This is a genomic window from Flavobacterium algicola (genome assembly GCF_022399565.1).
GTDB classification, from domain to species: domain Bacteria; phylum Bacteroidota; class Bacteroidia; order Flavobacteriales; family Flavobacteriaceae; genus Flavobacterium; species Flavobacterium algicola.
This window is the reverse complement of sequence record NZ_JAJTUT010000003.1, coordinates 333,364-353,361: the sequence shown is the minus strand read 5'-3', so window position 1 is coordinate 353,361 and position 19,998 is coordinate 333,364. Positions and strand designations below refer to the sequence as shown.

Annotated in this window: 15 protein-coding genes; 8 read left to right on the top strand and 7 right to left on the bottom strand. The window is 33.0% G+C overall.

Features of this window, described 5'->3' with window-relative positions:
- The first annotated feature begins 178 nt into the window (after positions 1–178).
- From rlmF to uvrB, 3 genes are all read left to right on the top strand, one after another.
- Positions 179–1,144 (top strand): 23S rRNA (adenine(1618)-N(6))-methyltransferase RlmF, encoded by a 966-nt coding sequence (gene rlmF / locus LXH21_RS12285; protein ID WP_239866287.1) that lies wholly within the window; start codon positions 179–181, stop codon positions 1,142–1,144.
- 682 nt (positions 1,145–1,826) lie between these two features.
- Positions 1,827–4,961, top strand: coding sequence for a TonB-dependent receptor (locus tag LXH21_RS12280; RefSeq protein WP_239866285.1), 3,135 nt, complete (start codon positions 1,827–1,829; stop codon positions 4,959–4,961).
- A 126-nt stretch (positions 4,962–5,087) separates the two neighbouring features.
- Positions 5,088–7,076 carry an excinuclease ABC subunit UvrB gene (gene uvrB / locus LXH21_RS12275; protein WP_239866284.1) on the top strand — a complete coding sequence of 663 codons (1,989 nt, stop codon included), beginning with the start codon at positions 5,088–5,090 and terminating at the stop codon, positions 7,074–7,076.
- Positions 7,077–7,106: 30 nt separating this feature from the next.
- Here uvrB and LXH21_RS12270 read toward each other — a convergent pair whose 3' ends face one another.
- A complete protein-coding gene (locus LXH21_RS12270; RefSeq protein WP_239866281.1) occupies positions 7,107–7,517 on the bottom strand; it encodes an excinuclease ABC subunit B in 411 nt (136 codons plus the stop codon).
- A gap of 222 nt (positions 7,518–7,739) precedes the next feature.
- Here LXH21_RS12270 and LXH21_RS12265 point away from each other — a divergent pair, with 222 nt between their 5' ends.
- Genes LXH21_RS12265 through LXH21_RS12255 form a run of 3 tightly spaced genes read left to right on the top strand, consistent with a single transcriptional unit; the run spans position 7,740 to position 10,299 of the window.
- Entirely contained in the window at positions 7,740–8,750 is a 1,011-nt protein-coding gene (locus LXH21_RS12265; protein ID WP_239866279.1) for a dipeptide epimerase, read from the top strand.
- 5 nt (positions 8,751–8,755) lie between these two features.
- Complete coding sequence (locus LXH21_RS12260) at positions 8,756–9,778, top strand: aminotransferase class I/II-fold pyridoxal phosphate-dependent enzyme (protein WP_239866277.1); 1,023 nt, start codon at positions 8,756–8,758, stop codon at positions 9,776–9,778.
- Positions 9,779–9,828: 50 nt separating this feature from the next.
- The gene (locus tag LXH21_RS12255; protein ID WP_239867379.1) at positions 9,829–10,299 is read left to right on the top strand and encodes a DUF1456 family protein; all 471 of its coding nucleotides are present in this window, start codon (positions 9,829–9,831) and stop codon (positions 10,297–10,299) included.
- A 42-nt stretch (positions 10,300–10,341) separates the two neighbouring features.
- On the opposite strand, the gene LXH21_RS12250 is transcribed toward LXH21_RS12255, so the two are convergent.
- The 6 genes from LXH21_RS12250 to LXH21_RS12225 all read right to left on the bottom strand — a co-directional run bounded on the left by LXH21_RS12250 (position 10,342) and on the right by LXH21_RS12225 (position 16,408).
- Entirely contained in the window at positions 10,342–10,680 is a 339-nt protein-coding gene (locus LXH21_RS12250) for a hypothetical protein (RefSeq protein ID WP_239866275.1), read from the bottom strand.
- A 660-nt stretch (positions 10,681–11,340) separates the two neighbouring features.
- On the bottom strand, positions 11,341–11,679 hold the full coding sequence (locus tag LXH21_RS12245) for a hypothetical protein (protein WP_239866273.1): 339 nt from the start codon (positions 11,677–11,679) through the stop codon (positions 11,341–11,343).
- Between the two features lie 636 nt (positions 11,680–12,315).
- Positions 12,316–13,581 (bottom strand): O-antigen translocase, encoded by a 1,266-nt coding sequence (locus LXH21_RS12240; RefSeq protein ID WP_239866271.1) that lies wholly within the window; start codon positions 13,579–13,581, stop codon positions 12,316–12,318.
- Between the two features lie 5 nt (positions 13,582–13,586).
- Positions 13,587–14,690, bottom strand: coding sequence for a DegT/DnrJ/EryC1/StrS family aminotransferase (locus tag LXH21_RS12235; protein ID WP_239866269.1), 1,104 nt, complete (start codon positions 14,688–14,690; stop codon positions 13,587–13,589).
- A complete protein-coding gene (locus LXH21_RS17300; protein ID WP_239866263.1) occupies positions 14,687–15,637 on the bottom strand; it encodes a GNAT family N-acetyltransferase in 951 nt (316 codons plus the stop codon). Before LXH21_RS17300 ends, LXH21_RS12235 begins: the two co-directional genes overlap by 4 nt.
- A 168-nt stretch (positions 15,638–15,805) precedes the next feature.
- A complete protein-coding gene (locus tag LXH21_RS12225) occupies positions 15,806–16,408 on the bottom strand; it encodes a trimeric intracellular cation channel family protein (RefSeq protein ID WP_239866261.1) in 603 nt (200 codons plus the stop codon).
- Between the two features lie 230 nt (positions 16,409–16,638).
- Here LXH21_RS12225 and LXH21_RS12220 point away from each other — a divergent pair, with 230 nt between their 5' ends.
- On the top strand, positions 16,639–17,424 hold the full coding sequence (locus LXH21_RS12220; protein ID WP_239866260.1) for a TrmH family RNA methyltransferase: 786 nt from the start codon (positions 16,639–16,641) through the stop codon (positions 17,422–17,424).
- Between the two features lie 263 nt (positions 17,425–17,687).
- Positions 17,688–19,907 (top strand): RelA/SpoT family protein, encoded by a 2,220-nt coding sequence (locus LXH21_RS12215; protein WP_239866258.1) that lies wholly within the window; start codon positions 17,688–17,690, stop codon positions 19,905–19,907.
- The last annotated feature ends 91 nt before the right edge of the window (positions 19,908–19,998 follow it).

The window sequence follows — 19,998 nt, the reverse complement described above, 5'->3', positions numbered from 1 at the left end:
TTAATATTTGCTCATAGCTTATTCACAAATCAGTATTATAAATATAAAAACATTAGCTATTTCGGTTAATATTAAAAATGATTACACCACTAATTTACTCGTTTGTTTACTATTGAATTTTAATCACTTATGAATTAAGTGTAATTTTTATAGTATCTTTGCACTCTCAATTAAAAAGATGAAATCGAATTCAATTACAGAAAAAACCAATCTACATCCTAGAAATCAACATCGTTCTCGATACGATTTCAAACTTTTAATAGAAAAATACCCCGAACTCAAAAAGCATGTTGCTACCAATCAACATCAAATTGAAACGATTAACTTTAGTGACCCTGAAGCTGTCAAAGCGTTAAACAAAGCCTTACTGATTACTTATTACGATATTCAGAACTGGGATATTCCTAAAGACTATTTATGCCCACCGATTCCCGGAAGAGCCGATTATATTCATAATATTGCCGATTTATTAGCAAGTTCAAATGGCGGCAAAATTCCAGAAGGAGAAAGTATCGAAGGCCTTGATATTGGTATAGGTGCCAATTGTATTTATCCAATTTTAGGAAATGCAATTTACGGCTGGAGCTTTGTAGGAACCGATATTGACGAAAAAGCGCTTAGCAATTGTAGCAAAATAATAGAAACCAATCCAAAATTGGTTGAAGCTATTAGTCTGCAGCAACAAATTGAACCACGATTTATCTTTAAAAACATTATTACTCCCGAGGATAAATTTGAATTTGTTCTTTGTAACCCGCCTTTCCATACTTCTCAAGAGGAAGCTACACAAGGAAGTATTCGAAAAATAAATAATTTAGAAAATAAAAAAACGACCAAGCCTATCTTGAATTTTGGTGGTCAGAATGCTGAATTATGGTGCGAAGGAGGGGAATTTCGTTTTATCTCTCAGATGATATATGAAAGCGCCAAATACCCTATGCAGTGTTTGTGGTTCACAACTTTGGTTGCCAAACAGTCACACCTTAAAAGTCTTTACAATGTATTAAACAAAGTTAAGGCAGCCAACATCAGAACGATTGATATGGCGCAGGGGCAAAAAACTAGTCGCATTCTAGCGTGGTCATTTTTGAGCGACCTGCAACAAGCAGAATGGCAATTCGAAAAAAGTAACCAAGTAGTATAGTTAATTAAAAATAGTTGAAATTTCAATTTAAGTTAAGCACCTAAATTTCATTTGTAATTTAGGTAGTAATCGCTATTTATAAAGTAAATAATATCAATCGAATTTTTTATACTTAGTCGATAATCTATCTAATTTATAAAATTCTTGACCCTCCCTATTGCCAGATTATATGTTTTAGGAAAATTAAAAATAAAAACAGCAACTCCTGTTTTTGTTAGAAATAACCCAATTATAAGGTATAAACTTTTAATCTACGGTAAATACAAATGAACAATCTACAATTCATTTCACATAAAGACACTCAAATAAGGTGTCGAGTAAATATCATAAAATTAACGACAGAAAATAGAGATTTAAGATATCTCAAATACTAAAGGATCTAAACCTCTCTTAATAATTTAACGTATAAGATACGCTTAATTTGATAGTATTAAATTAATCAAGGCTACTTTGATAAATTTTAAATTATCAAATTTCGACTATAAATAACTCTCCATTTGTTAAATTGACTTAAATCCACTAACATAAATAAATAATAGTCAGATAATTGTTCCCTAAATTTTTATTTAACAATTATACAGATTACTAAAATTTGTAATGATAAAACTTATAAATTTACAAAATCATTAACATAAAAATAACAAATAATTACCAAAATAAAATTTAACGTAATTCAATATTTATGAAAAAATTAATTTTAATACTCTCCTTAATTTTTTGCGGCGTCATGTCTGCTCAGGAAATAAGAATTTTAGGTATTGTAACCGATGATACTAAAAGTACTTTACCTGGAACAACTGTCATGGTAAAAGGAACATCAAAAGGAACCACAACTGATCTTAACGGAAAATATACTATCTCTGCAAAAATGGGAGAATCACTTCAATTTTCTTTTATTGGATTGGAGACTAAGACTATAAAGGTAACAGGTAGCACTATCAATGTAATGCTTGCAGGCGGAGGTGAAACTTTGCAAGATGTAGTTGTACTTGGATCACGTAGCGCTGCGAGAACAGTAACAGAATCTGCAGTACCTATTGATGTAATCAACATGAAAGAAATTGCTTCTCAAGGTTCTCAAGCCAATTTAAATCAGATTTTGAACATGGTTGCACCCTCTTTTACTTCAAATACTACAACAGTAGCAGATGGAACAGATCACATTGATCCAGCACAATTAAGAGGTCTTGGACCAGATCAAGTATTGGTATTGGTAAACGGAAAAAGAAGACATACTTCTTCTCTTGTAAACATAAACGGATCACCAGGTAGAGGATCTGTTGGAACCGACTTAAACGCAATCCCTGCTTTTGCAATAGACAAAATTGAAGTATTAAGAGATGGTGCTGCTGCACAATATGGATCTGATGCGATTGCTGGTGTTATTAACGTAAACGTAAAAAAAGCTACAAATAAACTTGACATCAATATCTTGGGCGGAAGTTATTTTTCTAAAAATGCTAATGATCACAGAGGTGGTAATGATGGAAACAATGCACAACTTGACGTAAACTACGGTACGGGTCTTGGTAAAGAAAAAAGTTTTATCAATGTAACAGGAAGTTTTCAACTTAGAGGGCAAACAAGTAGAGCAAAAGATGCTACAGGAAATCTATTTAGTGCCTTTAACGCAATTGAACAAAGAGCGACTGAAAACGGTACTAATATTAATGCTTTGTGGGGAAACATCAATAATACTGCTAACTCATCTCAAATTTTATCTACTATTAAATCATCTGCACTAAATGTAGATTATTTTACAGAAGGACAACAAGCTTCAATTCTTGGTGCAACCACTATATCAGAAATGCAAACAGCATTGAATTTTGATGCTACAGCTGGAGAATTAGACTACAGAAACTTAGAGAGAAGTGCTTTCAACATGAATGTCGGACAATCATCATTGCAAAGCGCACAATTTTTTGTAAACGCAGCCTATCCAATTAATGATAATTTAGAATTGTATGCTTTTGGAGGAACAAGTCACAGAACTGGTGAAGCAGCAGGTTTCTATAGAAAACCAAATCAATCTAGAACATACACAGCTTTATATGCTAATGGTTTTTTACCTGAAATTCATTCTACAATCAACGATATTTCTGCAGCAGTAGGAACTAGAGGTACTATCTTGAAAGATTGGAAATTTGATTTGAGCAACACTTTTGGTAGAAATGGTTTTGATTACAATATCGAAAACACATCAAATGCTTCTTTAAGAGAGGACTCTCCTACTTCATTTGATGCAGGTGGATTAGCTTTCTCTCAAAACACAACTAACTTTGATATTTCGAAAAAAATCAACAAATTGAACGTTGCTTTTGGAGCAGAAGTTAGACATGAAAATTTTCAAATTAAACAAGGGGAGCCTGATTCATATAATCAATATGATATAAATGGTGGTGTTGTAACTGGAACAACTGCTGATAATTTAAAAATAACCGATTTTTATGACGGTGTCTTAGGTGGTTATACTGGAGCAATTTACGGATCAGCAACCGAAGCTTACAATGGACAAAGAGCTGGAGGAGCACAAGTTTTCCCAGGATTCAAACCTTCAAATGCAGTTGACAAAAGTCGTACAAGTGGTGCAGTTTACGCAGATCTTGAATATGACGTAACGGACAAATGGCTATTAAACGGGGCATTGCGTTATGAAAACTATTCTGATTTTGGAGGTACAACAAACTATAAAATTGCTACCCGTTACAAAATTACAGACAATGTAAATTTACGTGGTGCAGTTTCAACTGGATTTAGAGCGCCATCGTTACACCAAATTTACTACAACTCTACTGCGACACAATTTGTAGGTGGTGTACCATTTGAAGTAGGAACATTCAGCAATGATTCTCCTGCTGCAAAATTATTAGGAATTCCACAATTGAAACAAGAAGATTCGCAAAGTGCCAGTTTTGGTTTTACTGCTAAAATTCCAGAAGCAAAATTGACTATTACTGCCGATGCTTACATCGTGAAAATCAAAAACAGAGTGGTTCTTACTGACCAATTCTCTAGACCTAGTTTATCAAAAACTAATGGTGGTGTTGCTCCAAATTATTTTTATCCAATTGGAACTACACAAAGAGATTTGCAAGATCTTTTTGATGAAGCAAACGCAACTGCTGCAACATTTTTTGCAAATGCAATCGATACACAATCAAAAGGTATTGATGTTGTAATAAGCCATAAGGCAAATATTGGAAATGGTTTAACATTGAAAACTGATTTATCAGGTACGATTTCTAAAACAAATAAAGTTGGAGACATCAAAGGTTCTCAAATTTTAGAGGATAACGGACAAACAAACAGATATTTCTCAGAATCAAGCAGAGTATACTTAGAAGAAGCTGTTCCAAGAGCAAAAGCAAACTTGACAAACACTTTGACAATTGAAAAATTCGATTTCTTCTTAAGAAATGTATATTTCGGTCAAGTAACAGATCCAAATATTGCAGACGCTAATGGTGACGGAAAAATTAACGCGATTATTGTAAACGATCAAGTTGTTGAAAACGAGCACCCACATTGGGGAGCAAGAATTGTAACTGATTTATCTGTTGGATACAAAATCTCACGTTCTACTAAAATTGTAATTGGTGCAAATAACATTTTTGATATTTACCCATCTAGAAATTTAGGTCCACAAACAGTTACTTCAAGAGCATCTGGAGTTGACTCTAATGGTAATATTATTTATTCTCCAACAACATCAACTATCGATTTATCAAATGGTAATCAATTTGTATATTCAAGAAACACATCTCAATTTGGACAAAACGGAAGGTTCCTTTTTGCTAGATTAAGCTTGAGTTTCTAATATAAACACATTCTTTTTTACTAAAGACCATCATGTACGCATGATGGTTTTTTTTTGGCATTATGTTTAGACAAGGATGCTTTTAAACTTCGTAACTTTGCATTTCAAAATTTCGAAATATAATATATGAATTTCCAAGTCGTATCTGATTACCAACCCAAAGGAGATCAACCAGAAGCTATAAAAAAATTAGTCCAAGGACTTAATGACGGCGATCCGTACCAAACCCTTCTCGGAGTTACTGGTTCTGGTAAAACGTTTACAGTAGCCAATGTTATTGAGGAAGTTCAACGCCCTACTCTGGTTTTAGCGCACAATAAAACTTTGGCGGCGCAATTATATTCAGAATTCAAACAATTTTTCCCAAACAATGCAGTAGAGTATTTTGTTTCTTACTATGATTATTATCAACCTGAGGCTTTTATGCCCGTGACTGGTGTATTTATAGAGAAGGATTTATCTATTAATGAAGAGTTAGAGAAAATGCGTTTGAGTACTACCTCATCCTTACTTTCTGGACGACGAGATATTTTGGTAGTAGCATCAGTATCTTGTCTATATGGTATTGGTAATCCAGTGGAATTTCAAAAGAATGTAATTGAGATCGAAAGAGACCAAGTAATTTCGAGAACAAAATTATTACATCAATTAGTACAAAGTCTATACTCTAGAACAGAAGCCGACTTTACTCCTGGAAATTTCAGAATCAAAGGAGATACTATTGAAGTGTATCCAAGTTATGCCGATGATGCTTTTAGAATTCACTTTTTTGGAGACGAAATTGAGGAAATCGAAACTTTTGACATTAAAACATCTCAGGTTATAGAGAAATTTAAAAAACTTACCATCTATCCTGCAAATATGTTTGTGACCTCACCCGATGTACTACAAGGCGCTATTTGGGACATACAGCAAGATCTAGTTAAACAAGTTGATTATTTTAAAGAAATTGGTAAACATCTTGAAGCAAAACGTTTGGAAGAACGTACCAATTTTGATTTAGAAATGATACGCGAACTAGGATATTGTTCTGGTATCGAAAATTATTCTCGCTATCTTGATGGTAGGTTGGCCGGAACAAGACCATTTTGTTTACTGGATTATTTCCCAAAAGACTTTTTAATGGTTGTTGACGAAAGCCACGTTACACTCTCGCAAGTGCACGCTATGTACGGAGGCGATCGCAGTCGTAAAGAGAATCTTGTAGAATATGGTTTCCGTTTGCCAGCTGCAATGGACAATCGTCCTTTAAAGTTTGAAGAGTTTGAGGCGATGCAAAACCAAGTCATTTACGTATCTGCAACACCTGCTGATTATGAATTAGAAAAATGTGATGGTGTTTATGTTGAGCAAGTTATACGCCCAACTGGACTATTGGATCCTATTATCGAGATTCGCCCTAGCTTGAACCAAATTGATGATTTAATAGAAGAAATTCAAGTTCGTTGTGAATTAGACGAGCGTGTATTGGTGACTACACTAACCAAAAGGATGGCTGAAGAATTGGCAAAGTATTTAACGAAAGTAAATATTCGTTGTCGCTACATACACTCGGACGTTGATACGCTGGAACGAATTGAAATCATGCAAGATTTACGAAAAGGATTGTTTGACGTATTGATTGGTGTAAACTTGCTTCGTGAAGGATTAGATTTACCCGAAGTTTCATTGGTAGCAATACTAGATGCTGACAAAGAAGGATTTTTACGTAGTCATAGATCACTTACCCAGACTATTGGTCGTGCTGCTCGTAACCTAAACGGAAAAGCTATTTTGTACGCTGACAAAATAACTGCCAGTATGCAACAAACTATGGATGAAACAGAATACCGCCGTACAAAACAAATGAACTTTAATACTGCCAATAATATTGTACCGCAAGCGTTAAACAAAAAGATCGAAAGTGCATTTGTAAAAAATCCGTTGGTAGATTACGAACTAGGAAACACACTTAGCGCAGCGGCAGAACCTGAAAATGAATATTTATCGAAAGCTGAACTAGAAAAACGTATTCGAGAAAAAAGAAAATCTATGGAAAAAGCCGCAAAAGAGCTTGATTTTATGCAAGCTGCTAAATTGCGCGACGAAATTAAGGCGTTACAAGAAAAACTGTAACTTTAATTTACTATAATTATTGGTTTGAAATTATTCATTATGATATTCAACATCTTTAAAAATACGCAATAACTCATTAATACTTATTTGAGTATCTGGAGCTGCTTTCATCTTTTTAAGAACTTTCTTAACAGCATCAAGATTTACTCCCATATGAATAGCAAATTGCTTTATTGCGGTAGCATCTTTGGTAAACAAATTTCCGTCCTTTTGCATTAAAATTGCAAGTCGATAAAATTGCAAAATGCGTACAGACTCATCTTTGATCATTTTTAAAGTGGTGCCTTTGTAAAAAAGCTCCATGAACCCACCTTTTTCAATATCCAGTGTATTTGATAACATAAATAAAAAATCAAATTCTTTTTTATCCAATTCTTCATTGACTGTTGCATAAGCAATCATGTCAAGCAGCAAATTCTTTTTTTCTTGGTAGACGTCCATTTAGTAATTTAATTTATGCTAATTTATCATTTTTATCACAATAAGCAAAAAACAATTGATTTTTTGATAATATAATTTTTGAAACCGCCCTTTTTTCTGAAAACTGTATTGTAAGATTCAAAAATCACCTACATTTTCGACTATTTTTTTAGAAATAAATAGTTTAATTCTTGGTTTATTTTATTAGATTTAAGATATTATAAAAATGCAACTATTATATTTATGGAATTAATTATTAGAGCCTTCGATTTAAAATTAAAACATACTTTCACTATTTCAAGAGAGTCATTTGACGTTCAACCTTCCATGATTGTTGAACTACGAAGTGATGGCTTTTCAGGATTTGGCGAAGCTACTTCCAATCCGTATTATAATATTACGGTTCCTAAAATGACGGCAGACTTAGAAGCCATTCGGCCACAAATCGAAAACACCGCTAATGATACACCAAAAGAATTTTGGCACAAAATGTACAACTTTTTAAAAGCGGATTTGTTTGCACTATGCGCATTAGACATGGCCTATAATGATTTGTATGCTAGAAAAAAAGGTAAAAAACTATATGAGTTATGGAATTATAATATTAATTCTAATCCTATGACAAATTACACTATCGGAATCGATAGTATTGACAAGATGGTTCAAAAAATGGAGGAACTTCCTTGGCCTATCTATAAAATTAAATTGGGTACTCAAGAAGACATTGCTATAGTAAAAGAACTTAGAAAACGATCTAATGCAATTTTTAGAATTGATGCCAATTGCGGTTGGGGTGTCGATGAAACTATAAAAAATGCTATCGAACTTAAAAAGTTAGGAGTAGAATTTTTAGAACAACCTTTAAAAGCAGGCAATTGGGATGGGCACAAACAAGTTTATAAAGAATCTGTTTTGCCTGTAATTGCAGATGAAAGTTGCATTATAGAGTCTGACGTTATAAAATGCCACAATCATTTTCATGGAGTAAATATAAAATTAGTCAAGTGTGGCGGACTTACACCAGCACGTCGTATGATAAAAGAGGCTAAAGATCTTGGACTAAAAACAATGGTAGGCTGCATGACCGAATCATCTGTGGGTATTTCTGCTATTGCACATTTATTACCTCAACTGGATTATGTCGACATGGATGGACCTTTGTTATTAGCTGAAGATATCGCCAGTGGAGTACTTATTGAAAGTGGAAAAATCACTTACACTATAACGAATGGTACAGGTGTGATTTTAAAATAATAAATATGAAAGTAGCACAATCTCCAGACAGAACGCTGACAATTGATGACAAATCCTATTTATATTTTGGCGGAACGTCGTATTTGGGATTACCAAATCATAATAAATTTAAAAAAATACTTACTAGGAATATAATAAGATGGGGAACCACATATGGTAGTTCTAGAAATTCTAATATCCAGCTTACGGCATACGACGAGGGTGAAGCATTTTTATCTGAATTTATAAAGTCGGAAGCTGCCCTTACCGTCTCCTCTGGAATGTTGGCGGGTAAGTTAGTTATCGAAACCTTAACTTCTACAACTGATCACTTTTACCATTTTCCGGGTACACATTCAGCCATAAAGGCACCAAATAGTTTAGCTATCTTTGTTGATGGCACTATCAATCCTAGATTAACGGACGAGGTCTACGAGAGGATAGCAATTCTAACCGACGCCGTTCCTTCTTCTGATATTACCGCTATCGATTTATCGGTCTTGTCTTTAATTTCGAAAACAAAAAAAGTTACACTTGTTATAGATGAGTCTCATTCTTTAGGTATATTGGGTGAAAATGGATGCGGACTTTTTTCTACGATCGATTTTCCTATCATCGATAGAAAAATTATGTTATCTTCTCTAGGAAAAGCAATGGGATTAACTGGTGGAGTGATCGCATCGGATATTGATTTCATCGCACAAGTGAAACTCAATAGCAATTTTGTATCTAGTGCCGGAATGAATCCTGCCTTTGTTCAATCTATTGCAGATGCTAAAGCAATCTATAAAAAGCAGCATAAGAAGCTGTTAAAGAAATTAGATTATCTTAATTCACAGTTGATTCCGAATGATAACTATAAATTCGATCCTCGTTATCCCGTTATTTATCCAGAAATTCCAGATTTAAATTCCATCTTGGAGAAGGAGCAAATAATTATAACTCATTTTGCCTATCCAAATCTTAAAGGTGAATTGTATCGAATCGTGCTTACAGCCAATCACAAGAAGAAAGATTTAGATAAAATAGTGGCGATTCTCAATCAATAGTTAATTGAATTAGTTTTTAAACGTACCTTTGTACAAAATAATAAGCAATGATGACCAATAACGATATTTTCAAAAAATTGCGAGTAGCATTAATGCTTCGCGATGATCAAATAGTAGAAATTTTAGAACTAGTCGATTTCAGAATAACTAAATCAGAACTTGGGGCCTTCTTTCGAGATGAAAAGCACCCAAATTATATGGAATGTGGTGATCAAGTATTGCGTAATTTCTTAAATGCTTTAGTAATTCATTTAAGAGGAACTAAAGAGAACCCAAAAAACCCTACTGACGTTTTAGCAAAACATAAAGCTCAAATCCCAGCTGAGGATAGCACCAAGGAGAGAGCAGAGTTTAAAGCTACTCCAAAAGATAGTGAAGGTGCAAGAGGAGATCAAAAGCCTGGAGCGAAAGCAGATTTTAAGAAAAAGCCTTCTTTTAAATCTAAAGATAAGAAAGCAGCTCCGAAAGTACAAGTAGTTGAAAAAGTAAAATACAGCAACGGTAACAAAAAAAAATCCTAAGTCTTCACTTAGGATTTTTTTTTGATTTATTTAATTATTGAATTATGATTTGAATTTCACTTCAAATTCATAATCATCTCCAGATACTACATCAGTAGAATTGACTTTTTTATAATTCAAAGAGTCTTTTATATAAGCATCCAACACGGCACTAGAACTATTCGTTTTTAATACTACAATTTCATTTTTTGGCGTAATAAGTACTTTTACTAGTACTACAACATCATTCTTTAATTCATCTACTAGAAAAGAAGGTCTTAAAAGTTGAGTGATTTCTTGTTTGATAGAACTACTATTTTTCTTAGGCTTAACCTCTTTTGCTGCTAGTGTTCCAAAACTCATAACGATTGCTAAAGCTGATAATATTAAGGCTTTTTTCATAATTTTATTTTTTTTAAAGATTTGCGTTATTCAAAAGTACATCATATTTTGAGTCTAAAAAAATTGCAGATTTTACATCAAAATGAGAATACAATAGATAAATCAGGTAATTTTATAGAGCTTATAATTATTTTGACCATAATTATTAGATATATAAAAATAAGTGAAGTAAAAAACACTTCATATAAAATGAAAATATTTGACTTTTTTAAAGAAAAGTAAAATTAATCCATTTTGTAAGTATTAGATTAACGTTAGAAACAATTACAGCCAGATGTATATGGTAATTTTATTATCACTATTTATGATAACATGCTGAAAATGGGATAGAAAGATATAGCACCAATTGATGAATAAGCTATTTAAATTATCATTTTCAGAAAAGAGGATTACAAAGCGAGAGTTTGTAATTAGTTTAGTAGGGCTTCGTAGGAAGATTATCGTAAGTAGATAATAGCTTGTACTGTTATTAGAACGAAGTACAACTAATAGTTAATGACATTACTTAGGAGTAAAGTATAATTAAAAATTGACTTACTAAAATGAGGATGAGATTGAGAAGCAAAGAATTTTCGATTTAAAGCAAAAAAAAATCCTAAGCTTTTTCAACTTAGGATCCTTATTTTCCAATCAAACTGACCTTCTCTCTCATAATACACATTATGATTTGAAGTTAACCATAAACTCATAGTGAGCTCCAGGAGTCAATTCGTTTGTTGAGAACTTTTTGTAGTTCAAACTTTCTTTGATGTAGTAATCTAAAGCTTCATTTTTTGTATCAGCTTGCAATACAACAATATCACCTGCTTCAGTTACAAGGATCTTAACCTTTACTACTTCACTTTCTTCTAACAAACCTACAGCATAACTTGGGTTCAATAATGAAGATAATTCTTGATTTACTTTAACGTAACTCTTTTTTGGATACATGTCTTTTGCTGAAACCAATGCTACATTCGCGAATAAAGCAACTACTAATGATAATACTAATTTTTTCATGATATTTCTGTTTTGAATTATTATGGTACAAATGTACAGTGAAGTTTTAGATGCACAATAACATGATAAATAGCATAACAACAGCTTTATCGCAGTGTAAACCAATTATTTTTTCTGAGTATTTAATATAACCATTTATAATTTAGTAGATATATAAAAAAAAACGCTTAAAATTATGCTATATCCATAATTTCAAGAATAAAATTATTTTCAAAAAAGATAACATTTAACAATTAGGAAATGTTTACATAACATTAAATTTACATTGGGCTTAGAAAACCACTATTACAACTCTTAAAAAATTCTCATTAATATCTAAATATCACCTCTAATTCAATCAAAAATCTATCATAAACATTCAAAACATTGAATTATGTTCAACAAAATCGCATAACTACAACGTTATAGTGTTTTTCTAAAATTTTAATAGGTACTATATCTTGCATCAAATACAGAATTCGCAATAGATTCTGCTTTAAGTTAGAAAGATAGAATCTATAATTGGGGAATACGATAACTATCCTATTCTAAATGTACAACAACCTTATACTGTAATATATTATATTAGATCGACTAAGTGTAATTTGCTAAGAACTAGCTTAATGTCAGGGTGAGTGGTTTATATCTTTAGAGATATTAGAATAAGCTCTTTCTGAAGATTACAATTAAAATAAGTAAATAGATTAAGTTATCTATTAATTGAGCAAGCAATACACCATCAACTCCGAGAATACCAACTAAATAAATGCTACCTATATATAGGACACTTAGAGATGCTATTTCTGAAATGATATAACCGATGGTTAATTTCTTTGCCAAAAACTGATAGCCTAGAATTAGTGACGAGGCTTTTAACACATCTCCTGTTAGTTGTAGAAAAAATAAATCAGCTACGGGTAAAAAATCTTTTGTAAAAACAATTTGTACGATTTGAACACGCAAAAAATAGATTATAACCAACATGAGACTAAATAGCGGAATAATATTCTTGTAATAACTCCAGAAGATAGTCTTGGTTTCTTCGTTATTTTTGGCTTGTGCTAACTTTTGAAAATAAAATACCGACAAAATTGTACCTATGAACATCATATAATAGGTAGAAAGGCGGGACATTGTTTCCCAATATCCAGCTTGATCAATTCCGACTTCTCTAATAATTGCGGTTCGAATTCGCAATAGTACAAGCGGTCCTAATAGCGCAGGAACCATTGCCATTAAAGAGTAGGATGATAAATTCTTTATAATTTTAAAATCAAAATATTGAAACCTAAGCAATGTGGACAATGATAACGCTGCATTAATAAAATAATAGCTAGCAAAAAACACCAATGCAGGAGACAATACAATGGCTAGTAAGGCCCCTAATGTATCATAATTAATAACCAAAACCAATGTCATAGCTATACTTATGAAATTGCCAATGATCGTAATCCAGATTACTTTTCGAAAAAGGCCTAGTCCATTAATGATACAGTTAAAAAAGACAGATGCAGCATACCATGGTAGAGCCAAAGACAAGGCTCTTATCGCGAAACTAAAATCAAATGAAGCACCAAATATCTGCTGGTTCCAAAAGCTTGCAAAACAGAATAATGCAGTACTAAGTAGTAGTGCAATAAATAAAAGTGCAAAAAAACTAGTTGAAATAATTTTCTGCAAATCACTTGTGCTATTTTTATGTTCAGAAACGTATTTTATTATTCCATTCTGGAAACCTAGCGTAGAAACACTTTCCAAAGACGTCATAAAATTTCGCAAATTTCCAAGAAGTGCAATACCACTTGGTCCCACAAATACAGCCAAAACTTTTGACGAAATAAGACCTATCCCTATCTTTAATAGAACACTAATACCATTTAAAGATGATATCTTAAAGAGTTCAGAATTTGTTATTTTTTTCAATAAATTCAAAACGAATATTCATTTAAAGCCTCTATTATCAAAGTAACTTCATGCTTCGTTAAAACAGGACTTATAGGAAGGCTAAGAACTTCATCATGAATTTTTTCTGTTACAGGAAAAGAGAAATCATTCCAATCTTTTAAAGCTTTCTGTTGGTGCGGTGGAATGGGATAGTGAATTACTGTTTGTATGCCACGATCTAGTAAATATTCTTGTAGATGATTCCTATTTTTAGTTCGAATAACAAATAAGTGAAAAACATGACTATCGGAAAAATTCCAAACGGGCAATATGACATGCTTATTTCTTACCTCAGATAGGTACCTTTTGGCAATATCCCTGCGTAATCGATTGTCTTTATCTAAATTTGGCAATTTAATATTTAAAAATGCAGCTTGTAATTCATCTAATCTTGAATTGATGCCAACATGATCATTTTTATATTTTACTTTAGAACCATAATTACGTAATGATAAGAGTACTTCAGCCAAAGCAGTATCGTTGGTGGTTATTGCACCAGCGTCACCCAAAGCACCCAAATTTTTGCCTGGATAAAAACTAAAACCGGCGGCATGACCTAAATTTCCGGCCTTTTTATTATTTAAGACGGCACCATGCGCTTGAGCTGCATCTTCTACGATAAGCAAATTATTACGGGCTGCAATTGTCTGAATAGCGCTCATATCACAGATCTGCCCATATAAATGAACAGCTAATATAGCTCTAGTTTTTGATGTTAGACTATTACTTATCAAACTTGGATTAATAGTGTATGTTTCCAAATCTGGGTCAACAAAAACGGGTACAAGATCAGCTTGTAAAATTGCTAAAATACTTGCGATATAAGTATTTGCAGGTACAATGACTTCATCTCCTTTTTGAAATTTACCAAGGGTAATATATCCTTTTAAAATCAGGACCAAAGCATCCAGCCCGTTCCCTACTCCAACACAATATTTCGTGCCACAGAAATGGGCGAACTGCTTTTCAAATGCAGTTACTTCATCACCCAATACATACCATCCTTTTTCTAAAAAGCTTTTTAACTTTTCTTGAAAGAGTGGTTCGTATGGCTTGTTTATTTTTTTTAAATCTAAGAATGAAATCATAGTACCTCCAACTTATAAAAATCTTGATTGTAAATAGAGCAGCCTAATTCTTCTTTTTGTTTGAGCAAACCGGGATTGTATCCTTTCTCATTTTTTTCACCTACAATACCCATGTCAAAAAAGAAAATTCCTTCACTAATATATTTTTCGATCAATTTTATAAATAAATAATCCATTGCTCTCAATTGTTCGCCCTTTATCGTAGTAGCACCATATTGTGACTTGACAACTGTATCGGTTTTGAATATTGTTATTCCGCCAATAATTTCACTTTCACAATACACGTTATACTGAATAATATTATTAGGAAACTGACTTTTTAAAAACTTAATTTCTGATAACGAATGAACTGGTTTGGCTTGATGTTTAGATTGTAAGCGAGGTTCTAAAACAAGTTCCCAAAAAGGATCAAATTCAGAATTCTCTTCGATTTCCAAACCAAGTCTTTCGACTTTTCGAAAATGTTTTAACTTACTATTTGAAATAGATAAAGGCAAATTAAGATTTATCCCCAGATTCATTTCTTTTCGGTATAAAACAGCTCCTTTTTTAAATAAAAAGAAGTCAGTTTCATCATTACCAATAGAAGAATAAAACGCTGGGATTTGCTTTAGATAAAAAGATTTAATTCCAATTTCTTTCAGGTACCTTAAAATGGCATCGATTATTTCTTCGACTTGTTCACCTTTCACAGCTGCTTTATATAATATTCCACCGTAAGTTAAGCCTTGATGAGAATGCAATTCGTCCTCTAGCCGATTGGCAGGAACAAGGGCGACTAATTTATTTTGCTTATAAATCATTAACGAGCAATCGTCAAAACGCTGTTTGTGGTATTCTATAAAGTCACGATGGAATAAGAAGGTAGCATTTTTAGCTAGCGACACAAAGTCATTCCATTGCTTGTAATTGCTATTTTGATATTGAGTTATTTCGTAATGATTCACGTCCTTATTATCTATTAGGCTGTGAAAATAAGACTTTTTATCGATTTTATAAATTAAAATACAAATTCACTTATTTACAATATCGAATAATTGAATTTGAATAGTTTGCTGTGGTAGACTTTTAAAGAAATCTTCTATTTTCAAAAGTAATGTGCAGTAATAAAAGATTTATTTGTGCTGTAATGTAGGTAACGCCCACTTGAATTTTACAGCCATTAATCGAATCGAAATAATTATCGACGAAGTTATTAGATATAAAATATCATCATTTAAATTGAATGTTTTTAATCCAAAGTATACGATACCTCCAAAAATGCAAATAGTTGCATAAACTTCTTTTCTAAAGATCACCGGAATCTCATTACATAAAATATCACGAATAACACCACCAAAACAAGCTGTCATTGTACCTATCGCAATACAAATTACAGGATGCAATCCTACGCTAATACCTTTTTCAATACCAATTAAGGTAAAAACGCCAAGACCAATTGTATCAAATAAGAAAAGGGAGACTCTTAAGTGTTCTAGTTTTTTTCTAAAAATGATCGCCAAGACAAAACCTGCAATAACAAAATTCACATAAGTTAAATCTTCCATCCAACCCACTGGGGTCTTACCAATTAATACATCTCTCAGTGTTCCACCACCCAAAGCTGTAACAAAAGCGATAATAAAAATACCAAAAATATCCATTCTTTTGTTCATTGCTGTTAATGCGCCAGACATTGAGAAAGCCAAAACACCAATAATTTGAATTAAATAAAACATACAACAAAATTAGAATCGATTTTAAAAGTGCAAAAGTAGAAAATTAAAAGCATAATGTTCCCTATTTCGCAAGCCATCTCAGGAATGTATTTTAAATTAAAAAAATCTATAGTATCTTAGCCCTCTTAAAACTCCTCATTAATTTTTAAGAGGCATTAAGTGTCTTTAAATAATACATAAAATACCTGAGATCTACTTGAGGATACAACATAAACTATAAATAGCAACAATTGAAGCAAATTACCTCTATCCAGAATCCTTACATAAAATCACTTGTTTTATTGCAGGAAAAAGCCAAAACCCGCAAGCAGACTGGTACATTTATTATTGAGGGAAAGAGAGAAATCGAAATTGCTATCAAAGGTGGTTACAGCATACAAACCGTATTGTTTTTCCCTGAAATTTGTTCGGAGACAGAAGCTCAAAAAGTGGTTAAAGCTGCTGATTTTATTGAGATTAATAAAGATATCTTTCAAAAGTTAGCGTATCGCGACACTACAGAAGGTATATTGGCCGTTGCCGAAATAAAATCTATGAATTTATCTGATTTAAAGCTATCTGAAAATCCACTTATCTTAATCGCTGAAGCCCCAGAAAAACCGGGAAACATAGGAGCTTTGTTACGCACTGCAGATGCAGCAAATTTAGACGCTGTGATCATTGCAAATCCAAAAAGTGATTTATACAATCCAAATATTGTGCGCTCTAGCGTTGGCTGTTTGTTTACCAATCAAATTGCAACAGGAACTACAGCCGAAATCATTAACTTTTTACAGCAAAAAAAGATTAATTTTTATTGCGCAACCTTACAGAATTCTACATCTTATCACACTCAAGATTTTACCACTCCCACGGCGCTTGTAGTTGGTACTGAGGCGACAGGACTCACACAAGAATGGCGAGATGCTGCTACGCAAAATATTATCATACCAATGCAAGGAGAGATTGACAGTATGAATGTTTCTGTTGCTGCTGCGATCTTAATTTTTGAAGCCAAAAGACAACGTGGTTTTTAAATTGGCTGTTAAGACAAAGAGTTAAAAGAGTTAAGTTACTCTCAGTAAACTACTTGCTTATTTTCGTGTCGTTTTCATCTTCTGTTTTTTTTTAGTTTAAATCAATCTTGTTTTGCAAATGAATTAATTTTCATTGCAAAAAGAGCTATCCAATTGACCTGTATAGCTTAATATTGCTCTAATAATTGCTTTATAATTAGGGCTACAATTCGCTTGCATATATGCTAACTTATACTTATTTTTAGAGAATGAACACCCCAGTTATGATAGAAATAGACATCGAAAAAGAAAATAAGGCAATTGCTCAAGAATACAAAGAATTACTGCGTATAAGTTACCAAACATTATCTACTGAAGATAAAAAACTGATACGAAAAGCATTTGATGTAGCTGTTGATGCACACAAGGAGCAACGCCGAAAATCAGGGGAAGCTTATATATTTCATCCTATTGCGGTAGCAAAAATTGTTGCCTCAGAAATTGGTTTGGGTGCTACTTCTATTGCTGCAGCATTAATGCACGACGTTGTAGAAGATACTCCTATTACAGTAAAGGATATTGAGCAAATGTTCAATCCCAAGGTTGCGCAGTTGGTTGAAGGACTGACTAAAATATCTCTAGTACAAAAGGACACTAAAATTTCGATGCAAGCAGAGAATTTCAGAAAGATGATCCTCACGCTTAATGATGATGTACGCGTAATTTTGATCAAACTTGCCGATAGGTTGCACAATATGCAAACTATGGACTCGATGGACGATTATAAACAAGAAAAAATAGCATCTGAAACATTATACATCTATGCTCCTCTAGCCCATCGTCTCGGACTTTATAATATAAAAACTAAACTTGAAGATTTAGGATTAAAATATACAGAACCTACTATTTATAATGAGATAGTAAGCAAGATAAAAGAGACTAAAGAGCAGCAGGACAACTATATAAAAGACATCTCTGCTGTCTTAAAAACCTCGCTGGATGAAGAAGGCTTGGATTACATCATCAAGGGACGCCCTAAATCTATTTATTCGATTCGAAAAAAGATGCAAGCGCAAAATGTAGGCTTCGATCAAGTCTATGATAAATTTGCCTTACGTATCGTTTACAAATCAATTCCGCACGACGAAAAGTTTATCGCTTGGAAAATTTATTCGATAGTAACCGACCACTATAGACCTAGTCCAAGTCGTTTGCGCGACTGGATTTCATCTCCAAAGTCTACTGGTTATGAAGCCTTACATATTACTGTGATGGGACCAAAAGGTCGCTGGGTAGAAGTACAAGTGCGTAGCGAGCGAATGGACGAAATTGCAGAAAAAGGATATGCTGCTCATTATAAATATAAAAATGGTGGCGACGAAGAGCATGGTTTGGACGTATGGCTTAATCTATTGAGAGAAGCAATAGAAAATGCCGCATCAAATGCGGTAGATTTTGTTGAGGATTTCAAAATGAATCTGTACTCTAAGGAAATTTATATTTTTACACCAAAGGGAGATATTAAATCATTGCCCAAAGGAGCAACATCACTAGATTTTGCATTTAGTATTCACTCTGAAATCGGAATTACGACGCGAGGTACTCGTGTTAATGGTAAACTTGTTCCCTTAAATTATGAGTTAAAAAGTGGAGATCAGGTAGAAATTATTACTTCACCCAATCAAAAACCTACTGCCAACTGGCTCGATTATGTAACCACATCTAGAGCGAAGACGAAGATTAAGAATGTTCTTAATGAAAATACCAAGAAAATCGCAGAACACGGGAAAGAACTGCTTACTCGTAAACTGAAACATCTTAAAGTAAATCTTAATGAGACTACGGTAAATGAACTGGTTAACTTTTTTAACCTCAAAACGAGTTTGGATTTATTTTACCGCGTAGGAATGGGATCCATAGAAAACCAACAATTAAAGGACTACGCCGCACAAAAAGGAAATACGTTAATTAATTTTTTTAAAAATAAAATTAAACGTACCGAGAAGACAGCCTCTCCAGACATCCACAAGCATATTCTAAATCACAATTACGATATGTTGGTGTTTGGTAAAGAGCAAGACAAACTCGACTATAAATTATCAGCTTGCTGTAACCCAATTCCAGGGGACGATGTATTTGGATTTGTTACAATAAACGAGGGAATAAAAGTGCATAAGAAAGATTGTCCGAACGCAATTTCACTGCAATCAAATTACGCTTATCGCATCATGCCGGCGAAATGGATTGATTCAAGTCGTCAAGAATTTAAGGCCATGTTAAATATTACAGGTATGGATACAAAAGGACTGACCAATGAATTAACCAAAGTAATCTCTAACAATATGAATGTAAATATTCAAAGTATCTCACTAAGCGGTGATGCAGGATTGTTTAAAGGACAAGTAATTGTGATCGTTCAAAACAATAGTATTTTGAAAAAATTAATCGACAACATCAAAAAAATCGATGGCGTTGACAAAGTAACACGTGTTTACACCAATTAGTAATAATCAATTTAATAATAAGAGTTCTGATGAAATAGCGTTGAACTTTCGAGAATAATAAACATTTGTTAAAAATTGATATATCGCTAAT

Bases quoted from the DNA above. Each gene is read 5' to 3' on its own strand.
- rlmF (WP_239866287.1), top strand. From the start codon at position 179: ATGAAATCGAATTCAATTACAGAAAAAACCAATCTACATCCTAGAAAT.
- LXH21_RS12280 (WP_239866285.1), top strand. From the start codon at position 1,827: ATGAAAAAATTAATTTTAATACTCTCCTTAATTTTTTGCGGCGTCATG.
- uvrB (WP_239866284.1), top strand. From the start codon at position 5,088: ATGAATTTCCAAGTCGTATCTGATTACCAACCCAAAGGAGATCAACCA.
- LXH21_RS12270 (WP_239866281.1), bottom strand. From the start codon at position 7,517: ATGGACGTCTACCAAGAAAAAAAGAATTTGCTGCTTGACATGATTGCT.
- LXH21_RS12265 (WP_239866279.1), top strand. From the start codon at position 7,740: ATGGAATTAATTATTAGAGCCTTCGATTTAAAATTAAAACATACTTTC.
- LXH21_RS12260 (WP_239866277.1), top strand. From the start codon at position 8,756: ATGAAAGTAGCACAATCTCCAGACAGAACGCTGACAATTGATGACAAA.
- LXH21_RS12255 (WP_239867379.1), top strand. From the start codon at position 9,829: ATGACCAATAACGATATTTTCAAAAAATTGCGAGTAGCATTAATGCTT.
- LXH21_RS12250 (WP_239866275.1), bottom strand. From the start codon at position 10,680: ATGAAAAAAGCCTTAATATTATCAGCTTTAGCAATCGTTATGAGTTTT.
- LXH21_RS12245 (WP_239866273.1), bottom strand. From the start codon at position 11,679: ATGAAAAAATTAGTATTATCATTAGTAGTTGCTTTATTCGCGAATGTA.
- LXH21_RS12235 (WP_239866269.1), bottom strand. From the start codon at position 14,690: ATGATTTCATTCTTAGATTTAAAAAAAATAAACAAGCCATACGAACCA.
- LXH21_RS12225 (WP_239866261.1), bottom strand. From the start codon at position 16,408: ATGTTTTATTTAATTCAAATTATTGGTGTTTTGGCTTTCTCAATGTCT.
- LXH21_RS12215 (WP_239866258.1), top strand. From the start codon at position 17,688: ATGATAGAAATAGACATCGAAAAAGAAAATAAGGCAATTGCTCAAGAA.